This window comes from Streptomyces sp. NPDC104761, assembly GCF_055583445.1.
The window spans coordinates 569,757-583,102 of sequence record NZ_JBVJNZ010000002.1 but is presented as its reverse complement, the minus strand read 5'-3'; the positions used below and the strand labels follow the sequence as shown (position 1 = coordinate 583,102).

Genomic DNA, 13,346 nt, shown 5'->3' with positions numbered 1-13,346 from the left:
GGTTAGATGAGTGTGGACACCAGAACACCCCGCACGCCCACGGGGGACCGCTCGTCGGGATTCCGCTCCGGATTCGATTCCGGGCTCGACGACGCTCCCGCGCTGAGCATGGTGAAGGTGCCGAGCGATCCGGCGCAGGTCATCGTCAACCACGCGAGTTTCCGCGTGCAGCTGGGCGTATCGACACGGCGTACCCAATCCCCCCGGGTCGCACGGCACCTGAGCGCCACCGAGGACACCGCGCGCATCCCGGTCGTGGGCACGGCGGGCAGAGCGGGGGCGGCGCCCGGCCGGCGCCGCCCGGTCGTCTGGAGCGGCAGGTCCGCGCCCGACGACACCGGCGCCCACCGGCTGCTCCAGGCCGTCCGGGGCGGCAGCGTCCGGCACGGTGAGGAACCCGCCGAACCGGCGGGCGCGACCCGGGTCATCCCGCGCGTCGACGACGACTACGACGCGCTGGACCAGACCGTCGAGACCCCGCTGGTCGGTCATCCGCGCTCCCCCGCGTCCGGCGAGAGGCGGCTGCTCCCGGACCTGCCGGCGGTGGGCAGCGCCTACGACGAACCGGCCTACGGCGACCCTGCCTACGACGAACAGTCCTACGGCGAAGAGCCCTACGGCGACGACGAGTTCGAGGACTTCGACGAACCGCGGTCGGCCCGGCGGGCCGGCGAAGGCGACCCGGCCCGGCACGCCTACTACCCCGGCCGCCGGATGAACCTGGGCGTGGTCCTCCTCCCCCTGCGCATCTTCCTCGGCTTCATCTCCATCTACGCCGGCATGGGCAAGCTCTGCGACCCCGTCTACTTCGACGGCGGCAAACGCGGCTCCATGGTCACCTGGCTCAACACGCTGCACCCGTGGGAGGTCGCCGAGCCGCTGCGCCAGTTCGCCCTCCAGCACCCGGTCGGCTCCGGCCTCGTCATCGCCTTCTTCCAGGTGATCGTCGGCGTCCTGACCGTCCTGGGCTGCTGGCAGCGGGTCGCCGCGGTCGTCGGCGCGCTGCTCTCCGCCGCGCTCATCGTCACCGTCAGCTGGAAGACCGTCCCGGCCTACGACGCCCCCGACATCATCTACCTCGCCGCCTGGTCCCCGCTGATCATCGCGGGCGCCCCCGTCTACTCCGTGGACGGCCGCCTCGCGGGCAGTGCCTGGCGGCGGCTCGGCCCGCACTCCGACATCTGGGATCTGCGCGCCTACGTACTGCGCCGCGGCGCCCTGATCACGGCCATCACCATCGGCCTCACCCTCCTCGTCGGCTCGCTCCTGGGCGGTGCGGTCCGCGACTCCAGCCGCGTGGTCGTCCCCGGCCCCGGCGAGGCGCCGCGCAACAACCTCCCCGGCTCCCCGCTCCCCGGTGAGTCGGTCAAGCCCCACCGGAAGACTCCGTCGGCCTCCACGGCCCCCTCCGGGGGCGCCACGGCGAGCCCTTCGCAGGCGGCCACCACACCGGGCGCCGACCGCACCACGAGCGGCGCCACCACCACGACGCCCAGCGAGACCCAGGGCACGACGGGCCAGGCCCCGCCCCGGCACACCGCGCCCGCGCCGACCACCGCGGGGCCCACCTCGGGCGGCACCGCGACCGGCGGCGCCTCCACCAGCGGCGGCGGCACCGGCACCGGCTCCGGAACCTCCGGCGGCGCCTCCTCCTCCGGCCAGCCCGGCCTGGTGGGCGGCCTCCTCGGCTGACATCCGCTCACACTGACGCAGCCCCGCGCTCCAGAGGCGCGGGGCTGCGGCGTACCGACGGAGCGCCGAGGGGGGTGCCGTCCGCCGTCTGCCGTCCGCACCACCGCCGTGGCCGACCGCGCAGTTCCCCGCGCCCCTAAGGACCGCTTCGGCAGCGCCCCTTGAGGGGCGCAGGGAACAGCGCGAAGAGCCCCCGCGCACGGGCAGTCGACGAACTGCCGGTCGTACCCCCTTGGAGGGGCGCGGGGAACTGTGCGAAGGGCCCCGCGGAGTCGCGGTCGACGAATCGTCGGCCGTACCCCCCTCTTCGGCTACCGCCCCAGCGAGGCCAGTTCCTTTGCGGCCTCCGTCAGGTCCTTCGCCGTGTCGATCGCCCGCCAGTACGCCCCCTGCGGAATCGGGAACCCGGCCAGCTGCCGGCTCCGTGCCAGGTGCGGGAACGTGGTGCGTTCGTGGTCCCCCCGCTCCGGCAGCATCGCGGCGAACTCGGGAGAGAAGACGTAGACACCGGCGTTGATCTCGAACGTCGACGGCGGTGCCTCGATGAAGTCCGTGATGTGACCGAAGCCGTCGGTCTTCACGGCGCCCCACGGAATCCGCGGGCGGGCCAGCGCCAGTGTCGCCACCGCGTCCCGCTCCGTGTGGAAGTCGGCCATGTCGCGCAGCGAGAACCGCGTCCAGATGTCGCCGTTCGTGGCGTACCAGGGCCGGTCGGGGTGAGGAAGGTGCGCGGCCGCGTACCTGAGGCCGCCGCCCCGGCCCAGCGGCTCGGTCTCCACCACCGTGGTGACCGAGAGCGGCAGGTCCGCCGACGCCAGCCACTTCTGGAGGACCTCGGCGAGATGGCCGCAGGAGACCACCACGTCGGTGACGCCCTCCTCGGCGAGCCAGGCCAGCTGGTGGCCGATGATCGGCGTGCCCGTACCCGGGATCTCGACCATCGGCTTGGGCCGGTCGTCGGTGTACGGACGAAGCCGGGAGCCCTGGCCACCGGCCAGGACCACGGCTTGGGTGGGGCGCAACGCGGCGTTCGGATGGGTCATGCCCGAACTGTACGACGCGCCCCGGGGGCGGCTGCACGCGGCAGGCACCCCCCTTAAGGAGCCGTTACCTGCTTCCGAACCGGCGTTCAGCTGTGCGCGGCCAGTACGCCCGACGCGAAGGACGTGTCGCAGACCGGGCGGGCGTACGACTGGGCGCGCGAGGCGCCGTACATCCGCACCGCGGCCCGGCCCAGCGCGCGGGCGATGGACGTGCAGTGCTTCGCCAGCGACGGGTGGCCGTTGACCGCCTGCTGGAGGTGCGTGAGGACCTGGCCCGGGTTCTTGTCCTGGAGCTCGGTCATCAGCTGCTCGCGCAGCGCGTCCTGCGGGGCCTGGGTGACGGCCTTGGAGGAGACGTGCGCGTCGGTCACGTCGGTCGCGGTGAGCACCGAGCTCCGCGGGGACCCGGTCCAGTTGACGCGGGTGACCGCGAGGGTCCCGGAGAGCACCAGGACGACGGGCAGGACAAGGGCGAGGGTGCGGCCGATCCGGCGGGCAGGGCCGCCCCGGTGGCCGCGTCGCGTCTGAAGGATGGTGGAGTGCTTCACGCGTGTGAGGGTAGCGTGCGGTAATGATTTGGCGACATTTAGTCACCGGTTCGGGGGACGGAGAAGGACCGTGTTTCGGGTACGGGGTTGACGCACGCTGCTCGAAAACCACCCGCTTGCGGGGGTAGATCGGGGCAACGGAAAGGGCCCCGCAGCAGGTCGCGGGGCCCTTTCCGTCAACCTGGGTGAATTCACCCTGGTCAGAGGTTTCTCTGCTTGATCGACCGGCCGGATCGCTCGATCGAGTCGCTCGATCGGCTCGCTCGCTCGATCGGTCAGTCGGAGAGACGCTCACCCGTGGACGTCGAGAACACGTGGGTCTCGCCCGGCCGCGGCACGACGTGCAGCGTGGCGCCCTTCTCCGGGACCGCGCGGCCGCTGACGCGGACGACCAGGTCCTTGAGGTCGTCGCCGACCTTGGCGCTGCCGTAGACGTAGCCGTCGGCGCCGAGCTCCTCGACGACGTTCACGGAGACCGCGAGACCGGCCGGGGCGTCCTCGGTGTCCTTGGACAGGGCGGAGGCGGCCTCGCCGTTGTGCTCGACGACGTCGAAGTGCTCGGGGCGGACGCCGACGGTGACGGTGCGGTCACCCTTGTCGGCGGCGGCCTTGAGCGCCTCGCGGTTGACCGGGACGACGCTGTTGCCGAACTTCACGCCGCCGTCGGTGATCGGGACCTCGACCAGGTTCATGGCGGGGGAGCCGATGAAGCCGGCGACGAAGAGGTTGGCCGGGCGGTCGTACATGTTGCGCGGCGAGTCGACCTGCTGGAGCAGACCGTCCTTGAGGACCGCGACCCGGTCGCCCATCGTCATGGCCTCGACCTGGTCGTGGGTGACGTAGACGGTGGTGATGCCGAGGCGGCGCTGGAGCGACGCGATCTGGGTACGGGTCGAGACGCGGAGCTTGGCGTCCAGGTTGGACAGCGGCTCGTCCATGAGGAAGACCTGCGGCTCACGCACGATCGCGCGGCCCATCGCGACACGCTGGCGCTGACCACCGGAGAGGGCCTTCGGCTTGCGGTCCAGGTACTCGGTGAGGTCGAGGATCTTCGCGGCCTCCTCGACCTTCTGCCGGATCTCCGCCTTGTTGACGCCGGCGATCTTGAGCGCGAAGCCCATGTTGTCGGCGACCGTCATGTGCGGGTAGAGCGCGTAGTTCTGGAACACCATGGCGATGTCCCGGTCCTTGGGCGGCAGGTGCGTGACGTCCCGGTCACCGATGCGGATGGAACCGCCGTTGACGTCCTCCAGGCCCGCGAGCATCCGCAGGGAGGTGGACTTGCCGCAACCCGACGGGCCGACCAGGACGAGGAACTCTCCGTCCTCGATCGCGATGTCGAGGCCGTCGACGGCGGGCTTGGTGGAGCCCGGGTAGATCCGGGTCGCCTTGTCGAACGTGACAGTGGCCATGGCTCAGAGGCCCCCTTCTACCGGCAGGAACGTGCCGGACGATCCGTTGTAGGAAGGTGGTTGGTGTAGTCCACTCGGGTAGTCCACGCGAGTGAACCGGATCAGGACGGTACCTGGCGTTCACCCTGTATGTCAGTACCTGGAGCCCTGTGAACTTCGCGGAAATTTTCGACAGGCCCCGCCCGGGACCTGGGTACACTGCACTGGCACGCACCCCCGGGTGCGCGCACGCCTCCTTAGCTCAGCTGGTCAGAGCGCCGCTCTTGTAAAGCGAAGGTCGTCGGTTCGAATCCGACAGGGGGCTCCGTTCCCTCCCGCGGTGGCCTCAGTGCCGTCCCGCCACTCGGTCCGCGACCCGGGCCAGCCGTGACGACTCCGTGCTGGGGTGGAGGCGTTCGCGCTGGTCGGCGGCGCGGTAGGTGGCGTACATGCCCTGGACGCCGAGCCAGCGGAAGGGCTCCGGCTCCCACTTGCGGACCTTGTGGTCCACCCACGGCAGCTCGGTCAGGGCGGTGCGGCCGGCCTGGCCGGAGTCGAGCTGGACGAGGTCGCGGAGGGTGCGGGCGGCCAGGTTGGTGGTGGCGACCCCGGAGCCGACGTAGCCACCCGCCCAGCCGAGCCCCGTCGAGCGGTCCAGGGTGACGGTCGCGCACCAGTCCCGCGGCACCCCGAGCACCCCGGACCAGGCGTGCTCGACCGCGACCCCGGCCAGGGACGGGAAGAACCGCACGAGGATCTCGCGCAGCGCCTCGACCGTCGCCTCCTGCGTGCGGCCGTCGTTGTCCGTCCGCGAGCCGAAGCGGTACGGCACCCCGCGCCCGCCGAGCGCGATCCGACCGTCGGCCGTGCGCTGCGCGTACATGTAGGCGTGCGCCATGTCGCCCAGGGTCTCCCGGCCCTCCCAGCCCACCGACGCCCACTGCTCCGCCGTCAGCGGCTCGGTGGCGATCATCGAGGAGTTCATGGGCAGCCAGGTGCGCTTCTGGCCCTTGAGGTTCGCGGTGAAGCCCTCGGTGCAGCGCAGGACGTAGGAGGCGCGGACCGTGCCGTAGGGCGTGACGGCGTGCTGGGGGCGGATCTCGGTGACCGGGGTGGACTCGTAGATGTCGACGCCGAGTGCTGCCACGGCCGCCGCCAGGCCCTTCACCAGCTTCACCGGGTGGAGGCGGGCGCCGTGCGGGGTCCAGGTGCCGCCCACCGCGTCGGCGACGCGGATCCGCTCCCGGGTCTCCCCGGCGCCGTACAGCTCGCGGTCCTTCTCGCCGTACGACAGCTCGTGCTCGTGGAAGGCCTTCAGGCGGGCCAGCTGGGCCGGGGTGGTGGCGACCTCCAGCACCCCGCCCTTGTGCAGGTCGGCGTCGATGCCCTCGGCGGCGGCGACCGCCACCACCTCGTCGACGGTCTCGTTCATGGCCTTCTGCAGGCGTACGGCGGCCTCGTGGCCGTGCAGCGCGGCGTACCGGTCGCGGCCGGCGATGCCGTTGTAGAGCCAGCCGCCGTTGCGGCCGGAGGCGCCGTAGCCGCAGAACTTCTGCTCCAGGACGGTGACCCGGAGGAAGGGCGCGGCCTTCTTCAGGTAGTACGCGGTCCACAGACCGGTGTACCCGCCGCCCACGATCACGACGTCCGCCGAGGCGTCACCGGCGAGCGGCTCCCGCACCGCCGGGAGGCCGTCGTCCGCGTACCAGAAGGAGATGCCGCCGTTGACGACACCGCTCGCCGATCTGCTCATGACCTGGACGCTAACCCTTCAGGGCATCCAGTGTCTCCTTCGGATTCCATGCTTTTCCGCGCCCTGCGACCAGCGGCCGGCAGCCGAGACCGATCAGCGCGGCGACGAAATGTCCCAGGTCGGTGAAGGTGGGCGACTCGGTCAGCGGCAGCCCGTAGACGAGGAGGACGGCCGCGACGTACGCGTACCGCCAGGGGGCAGCGATCCGGTACGCCAGCACCGCGATCACCCCGGCCAGTGCGTAACTCACCCCGATGTCCAGGGTGTTGACCGCGGAGTGCGGGACGATGCCGTCGTGGATGCCCTTCAGCAGCGCGCCCTCGCTGATCAGGGTGGCCAGCACGTGCGCGAGCACGCACACCGCGAGCCAGCGGACCGTCCCCAGCCAGCGCTCCACCGGCGCGTGGAAGACGGTGTAGAGGAAGGCGTACGGCACCCAGTGCCCGCCCTCGATCCACATCGCACTGGCGACCAGCACCCGTACCGGGTTGTCCGACAGCTCCCGGATGTTGGTGGACCGCTGCCGCAGGAACTGCTGCTCGAACTCCGGTGACATGTGGTGCAGCGCCACGGTCGTCACGAAGAGAATCGCCAGCCAGACATACGTACCGGGGGCGCTGCGGACGTACGCCCACACCGTGCCGCCGAGTCCCCGGAGAAATCCCATGAGGCGATTCATGCACGACGGCAACGCCGGGTGTGTGATTGACATTCCGGATGAGCTGATCGCGCCAGGGGAAGGCGTGCGCAGCGGTGATTGTCAGTGGCGGCCTGCACTATGGGGGCATGGCGAGGACAGCGGCCGGTGGGGCCGGCGGAGGCAGGGTGAAGGGCGCGCGGCGGCCGGAGGTGCGGCTGCCCGAGCTGGAGCCCTGGGGCGGGGGCGGTCTGGAGCCGGACGGGGACTACGACGGGCAGGCGTTCCGGGCGGCGGACTTCGCGGGGCAGGACGGGTCGGGCGCCCGCTTCATGGACTGCGCGCTGACCGACTGCGCCTTCGACGAGACGGGGCTGCGGCACGCGCGCGTGCTCGACACGGTCCTCACCGGCATAAGAGGCGTCGGCACCGATCTGGCCGAGGCGACCCTGCGCGACGTCGAGCTGGTCGACGCCCGGCTGGGCGGCACCCAGTTGCATGGTTCCGTCCTGGAGCGCGTGGTGATCCGCGGCGGCAAGATCGACTACCTCAACCTGCGCACCGCGAAGCTCAGGGACGTGGTCTTCGAGGGCTGCGTCCTGGTGGAACCGGACTTCGGCAGCGCCGTCCTCGAGCGCGTGGAGTTCACCGGCTGCACGGTGAAGGGGGCCGACTTCCGGGGGGTGACGATGAAGGACGTCGACCTGCGGGGCGCCGCGGAGCTGGGCATCGCGAGTGGCGTGGAGCGCCTGTCCGGGGCGGTGATCAGCATGTCCCAGCTCCTCGACCTGGCCCCGGTACTGGCGGCACAGCTCGGCATCCGCGTGGAGGGATGAGGGACCCGTGAACAGCGCCCCGTAAGGGGGCGCTGGGGGTCCGCCCCCGGCCGAAGGCTGGGGGAGGAACTGCGCGACCGGCCCCCACCCACCCGCAGCAGGCGACCCGCCGAAAGCACTCAGCTCGCCGGAGGCACCGGCGCCGCCTTCTTCCGCAGGCCCAGATGGTCGTCCGGATCCTGGAGCTGGTCAGGCTGCGCGGCAAGCATGCGGCGGACCGCCGGTTCCGGCATGCGGATCACCACCGGCCGGGGCAGGGTCAGCTCCCGCACGGCGGTGCCGGTGCGGCCGGAGCGGACGCGGTTGGTCACCCTCGCCACCACGCGCACGTCCAGAGTGAACTGCACCAGGACCGCGGCGGACTTGGGCTTGTGCAGCGGCATCGACCCGGACGCGTTCACCGCCGCGTCGGCCGCGCCGCCCGCGCCACCGGCGTTGCCCATCAGCTGGTTGAGGCGGAACTCGTCGGCGTTGAGCAGCCCCGCGCCCGCGAGACCGCGTGCCGAGCGGCCGTGGTCGGCGGAGCTCAGGCCGTCCGTCTGGGTGGGCCGGGGCGCGTCCAGGTGGCTCTGCCCCACCGTCTCGAAGGTCATCTTGTCGCCGACGCCCAGTACCCGGCCGTCCCGCAGCCGCGCGTGCACCGACGCCCGCAGGTCCTGGCCCTCCACCCCGGTGGCGTGCACCGGCGGCAGCTCCGCCCCGGCCGAGGTCAGCAGTGGCAGCGCCGCGATCAGCCACTCGGTGGAGACGGCCTCGTGGAGGGTGTAGGCGGCGGCCTGGCCCGTGGACCGGAAGCGGTCGCCGCCGCCCGCCTCCCGGACCGCGGAGCCGACCAGCTCCCGCACCTGTGGCGCCCCCTGGAAGCCGTTCACCTGCGCCTCCATCGGCAGCCGCACGCCGCCGGAGCGCCAGCTGCCGAGGGCGGCCGCCCGGCCGTCTTCGGGGCCTGGCGCCGGGGCCACCGGCTGCCGCCGGGGCGCGGTCAGCCGGCCGAGGGCGGCGACGTCCTTGTCCAGGACGCGGTGGGTCACCGACTGGCGGCCCAGCGACGCCAGCGCCAGCCGGCGGTCGCCGCGGTGCAGTTCGAGGGTGGCCTCGACCGGTACCCGCATCTTCGACGACTTCGCGGTCTTCGCCTCGGCGACCGTCTTCATGCCGAGCTGGCCGCGGCTCGCCGAGCCGGAGCGCCGCGAGCCGCCCGTGCCGACGCCGAGGCCCGCCGCGCCCCCGGTGCTCTTCAGCTGCCCGGCTCCGCCGTCCGGTTTGCCGGAGCCGGCGAAGATCCCCTCCAGGCCGTACGACATGCCCTCGTCGTGGGTGGCGGCCTGCTGGGCGACGGCCGCGGTGATGTACTCCATGTCCCGGCCGTCGTCCGCGGCGCCGTCGTAGGTGCCGTCGGCGAGCCGGTTGACCTTGAACACCGCCCAGTACGGGGTCTTGCGGCCGTCGAACAGCTCGACGGTGACCCCGCCGTCCATCGCGCCGGACAGCAGCCCCGCGCTGCCGTCGCGGTCCAGAACGCGCAGCAGCCGCTGCACGTTGTCGTTGCGGTCCGCCAGTTGCCGGCGGGGCAGCAGGTCGTCGGCGAGGCTCTGCTGTCCGCTCTCCGCGAGGCGGGTGCGCAGCCGGGCCAGCAGCGGCACGAAGTTCGGCAGGTCCTCGACCATGCCGAAGCCGAGGGGGAGCCCGCGGGCGAAGGACGGTTTGGTGCGCGGCGGCGCGGAGGTCGAGGACCCGGCGGTGTCCGTGGCGCGCGCCTCATCCCGTCCCTCGCGCTCGGCGCCCGGCCGGGAGCTCTCGCCCGGCCGGGAGTTCTCCGCTGCCCGGGAGTTCTCGGCCGGCCGGGAGTTCTCGGCCGCCCGGGAGTTCTCCGCCGGGCTTCGCCCCGGCTGCCGGGGCGGCGTCATCAGGGCCGGTTCGGGGTCCAGCTTCAGCTGCCTGCGGATCGCTGCCGGCAGCTGCGCCTCCGTCAGCCACACCGCCGCCTCGGCCGGCAGGGTGCGGGCGGCCGTCGCCACGTAGGGGCCGCCGCCGGTGACCTTGACCTCGGCGACCATGGTGACGAGCAGGTCGCACTGGACCAGGTAGAGCGGCGCCTTCTTCGGGGTGTGGGCGTTGCGCTCGACCGTGCCGGACAGCGCCGCGGACCGGGCGTCGCCCCGGCTCGTGGTGCGGTTCCCGGACAGACCCTGGCCCAGCCGCCACTCGACGTCGTTCTCCGAGCCGGTCGCGCCGAACTGCCAGGTGCTGGTGGTGCCGTGCCCCTCCTGGCCGGCCGCCTGGTGGCCGCCGAGCACGAAGGTCTCCGTGCCGGGCCCCGCGCCCTGGTGCAGGAACTTCGGGTTGGTCAGCGTGAGCCGGGTGCCGACAGCCCCGTTCAGCGCGGCGAGCCGGCGCGGATAGCGCAGGTTCTTCACCACCCACCCCGAGGACGCGGCCTGCCGCAGCGACGCCGTGATGGCCTGCGGCCCGAACCGCTCCTCGATCGCCAGCCGCGGTGCGAGCCCCTCCGTCCGCAGCGCGGGATCCTCGCGGACGCCCTTGTTGCGGGCGGCGGCCCTGGACAGCAGCTCGAAGGCGAGGTCCCGGACGGCCTGGCCGTCGCCGACCGTCTCCACCAGCTGCCAGTCCCGCAGCGGCTGCCCGACGGACGGCCGGGGCACGAGGCCGGCCAGGTCGCCGATGCCCTCGGCGGTGACGGCGTACTCGGGGCGCGGGTCCTGCTCCCGGCGCCGGTCGCCCACCGCGCCCTGGCGCCGCTTGCCCTCCTCGTCGAGGGTGAACTCGGCCGGCGTGACCAGCCGTACGTCCTGCTCGTCCAGGTGCAGGTCGGCCAGCTGCCGGGCCTCGGGCGCCTGCTGTCCCGGGGAGCCGGGGGTGAGGGCGCGGCCCAGCTTGCGCTGCCGGGAGGTCATGGTGACGTCGACGTCGAGGCGCAGGGCCGCCCCGAAGGTGGCAGCCTTGTCGGAGCCGTTGGTGAGGACGTCGGTGCGGGTGGTGGGGCCGGCCTGGTTGCGGCGGGTGCCGGTGCTGTGTCTCTCGTAGCGGGCCGAGCCGGTCAGGACGCCGGGGACGATCCTGGCCTGCCCGAGCACCAGACCGCCGATGGAGCGCGCACTGCCGCGTCCGCTCTGCGTGTTGCCGGTGACGCCGGAGTGGCTGCGGACCAGCCAGTCGTCGGTGTCGCCGAGGTAGCCGGTCTCGCGGAGCTGCCCGCGGACGCGGATCTGTACGTCGTGGGAGTGCAGGGTGGTCTTGCGGCGCAGCCGCACCCGGATGCCGGTGGTGGTCAGCTGGTCCTTGTTGACCCGCAGGTTGGTCTCGGACAGGGCGGCCATCAGCTCGCGGTGGTTGCGCCGCTGGAGCGCGGCCTCCTCCTTCGACGACGGGGTGGGGCGCTCGTCCGTGCCGAAGGAGGGCAGGTAGCCGGCCAGTTGGGGGTCGGTCGCGAACAGCTCCTGCACGGCCCGGAGCATGGGCCGGGTGTCGAGCCGGCTGAGGGTGACGCTGGAGCCCATGGCGCCGAACGGGAGGTGCCGTTCGACGTCGACCTCGTTGCCGTCCGCGTCGGCCCGCTTCGGCTTCTTGACGAACTCCCCGGCCTTGGTGCCGGGCGGCAGCGGCAGCCCGAGCGACTGCGCCTCGTCGGCCCGCAGGCTCATCCACACCCGCATCGAGTGCCGGGCGACCCGGGTCCCCGGGCGCAGGACCATCTCGGCCGAACGCGGTCCCGTGCCCTCCGCGGTGAACAGGACGGTCGTGAGGTAGAGCACCTTGTCGCCGCGCACCTCCGCGCCCTGGCGGCTGGAGACGGTCTGCTCGGCCACGGTGAACCGCGCCTTGCGGGCCGCCGCGACCGGCATGGCCGTGCCCCGCAGGACGGCGGCGTTGCCGGCCGCGCCGACGCCGATGGCCGGGCCCAGGCCGCCGGTGAGGGCGCGTCCCTTGCCGGCGCTCTCGGTGACCGTGTGCTGAGTCTGCTGGTGGGTGCGCAGCTGGGTCCCGCCGGTGCCCCAGGCCGGGGACATGCCGGTGATCTCGGCGTGCAGGCGGTAGCTGCCCACGCTGTTGCCGTCCTTGGAGGCGAGGTCCTCGCCGGTGACGCCGTCGCGCAGCAGGCGGGGCAGGTCCTCCAGGAGGGTCGCGGTGGAGGTGGCCTCGTAGAGGCGGGAGCGGCCGGGGGCGCCGGGGGCGGTGAGCGAGGGGTGCAGGACGGTGGCGACCGCGTCGAAGAGCCCGCCGCCGCCCTGGTGCGGGGCGGCGGTGTCGGTGACGGCGACCGGGGCCATGGAGTCGGCGAGCGAGACGCGGCGGGCGGTGTCCGTGCCGACGCCCTCCGGAGCGGCGGGGGCCTCGGTACCGGCCGGGACCAGGTGTTCGGTGGGCACGCGCTGGGTGAGGGTGCCCGAGCCGTGGAAGGTCTGCGCGTGCGGGGCGCCCTGCTTCTTGATCCGTACGCCGTACCGCACCTTGCGCGGTGCCTCGACCGAGCCCTTCTCGCTGCGCAGCACCCGGGGTTCGGCCACGTTGCGCTGGCTGCGCGACTCCCGCGAGGACTGCCAGGGCTGCGCGTTGACCAGGCCGGCGCCGCCCAGCCAGAGCCCCGGCGCGACGGGCGCGAGCCCGAAGGCCATGCCGCCGGCGCCCTTGCTGGAACTGCCGCTCGCGGTGGTCGCGACAGTGGTGGCGGTGTTGTGCTGGACGTCGACCTTGGTGTCCTTGCCCTCGGCGTCGTCCACCGCGGCGAGCGGCGCCCCGTCCGGGTCCGGCGCGGTGGTCGCGAGCAGGTCCTCCGGATGGAAGACGGGCGGCCGGTCGTCGGGGGCGCGGGTGACGGTGACGGTGACGTCGTACCACTCCTTGCCGGTCCTGCCCTTTACGGCGAAGGCGCGGCCCTGCCCGTAGAACGACTCGGGGCGGCCGGCGAGTTCGGCGCCGATCTCGGCGACCGTGCCGTCGCCGTGCCCGACGACGGCGGCCACCGCGTTCCGGACGAACTCGTGCCCGGTCAGTCCGTAGGCGGTGGACAGCCCGGCGGCCTGGAAGTCCATCAGGTACGGGGGCAGTACGAGGCCGGGTGCGGTGTTCTCCTCCGCGACGGTCGCCAGGGGTGCCACCGGCCGGCCGCGTACCGCGGGGGGCCGTGCGACGCCCTTGCCCTTCGCGTCCCGCAGGGCGAGTGTGGCGGCCGTGTTCCCCACCTTCCCCTGGAGGGCGCGCATCGCGTGCTCCGGGGGTCCGACCGGCACCGGGGAGTCGACGGGCGCGGCGGTGGCCGGGGCCCGGGAGGCCTTGGAAGAGGCGTCTTTTCCGTTGTCGCCGGCCTTTTGCTGCGTCCGCACGGAGTCAACGTAGGCGCGGCCGGGGCGGCGGTGAGGCCTTCCGCACCACTTGTCACCCCCGCCTCGGCAGGTGGTCAACCTCCGTACACCGTACGGTCGTTCAA

At 73.0% G+C, this 13,346-nt stretch carries 8 protein-coding genes and 1 tRNA gene; 3 read left to right on the top strand and 6 right to left on the bottom strand.

Features of this window, described 5'->3' with window-relative positions; genetic code table 11:
- The first annotated feature begins 6 nt into the window (after nt 1-6).
- A complete protein-coding gene (locus ACZ63F_RS09145; RefSeq protein ID WP_469709843.1) occupies nt 7-1,692 on the top strand; it encodes a DoxX family protein in 1,686 nt (561 codons plus the stop codon).
- Between the two features lie 311 nt (nt 1,693-2,003).
- Here the strand turns inward: ACZ63F_RS09145 and ACZ63F_RS09140 are convergent, their stop codons facing one another.
- The 3 genes from ACZ63F_RS09140 to ACZ63F_RS09130 all read right to left on the bottom strand — a co-directional run bounded on the left by ACZ63F_RS09140 (nt 2,004) and on the right by ACZ63F_RS09130 (nt 4,695).
- Nucleotides 2,004-2,735: a nucleotidyltransferase family protein gene (locus tag ACZ63F_RS09140; protein WP_352360791.1), complete on the bottom strand. Its 732-nt coding sequence runs from the start codon at nt 2,733-2,735 to the stop codon at nt 2,004-2,006.
- Between the two features lie 86 nt (nt 2,736-2,821).
- Nucleotides 2,822-3,283 (bottom strand): hypothetical protein, encoded by a 462-nt coding sequence (locus ACZ63F_RS09135; protein ID WP_469709842.1) that lies wholly within the window; start codon nt 3,281-3,283, stop codon nt 2,822-2,824.
- Between the two features lie 275 nt (nt 3,284-3,558).
- Nucleotides 3,559-4,695: an ABC transporter ATP-binding protein gene (locus ACZ63F_RS09130; RefSeq protein WP_352360787.1), complete on the bottom strand. Its 1,137-nt coding sequence runs from the start codon at nt 4,693-4,695 to the stop codon at nt 3,559-3,561.
- A 230-nt stretch (nt 4,696-4,925) separates the two neighbouring features.
- Here ACZ63F_RS09130 and ACZ63F_RS09125 point away from each other — a divergent pair.
- A tRNA-Thr gene (locus ACZ63F_RS09125) sits at nt 4,926-4,999 on the top strand.
- A 21-nt stretch (nt 5,000-5,020) separates the two neighbouring features.
- Here the strand turns inward: ACZ63F_RS09125 and ACZ63F_RS09120 are convergent.
- Nucleotides 5,021-6,427, bottom strand: a complete 1,407-nt coding sequence (locus ACZ63F_RS09120; RefSeq protein ID WP_469709841.1) for an NAD(P)/FAD-dependent oxidoreductase — start codon at nt 6,425-6,427, stop codon at nt 5,021-5,023.
- A gap of 10 nt (nt 6,428-6,437) precedes the next feature.
- Complete coding sequence (locus tag ACZ63F_RS09115; RefSeq protein WP_469709840.1) at nt 6,438-7,094, bottom strand: rhomboid-like protein; 657 nt, start codon at nt 7,092-7,094, stop codon at nt 6,438-6,440.
- Nucleotides 7,095-7,213: 119 nt separating this feature from the next.
- Between ACZ63F_RS09115 and ACZ63F_RS09110 the strand changes: the two genes are divergently transcribed.
- Entirely contained in the window at nt 7,214-7,900 is a 687-nt protein-coding gene (locus ACZ63F_RS09110; RefSeq protein ID WP_469709839.1) for a pentapeptide repeat-containing protein, read from the top strand.
- Between the two features lie 119 nt (nt 7,901-8,019).
- Here the strand turns inward: ACZ63F_RS09110 and ACZ63F_RS09105 are convergent, their stop codons facing one another.
- Nucleotides 8,020-13,242: a hypothetical protein gene (locus ACZ63F_RS09105; RefSeq protein ID WP_469709838.1), complete on the bottom strand. Its 5,223-nt coding sequence runs from the start codon at nt 13,240-13,242 to the stop codon at nt 8,020-8,022.
- Between the last annotated feature and the right edge of the window lie 104 nt (nt 13,243-13,346).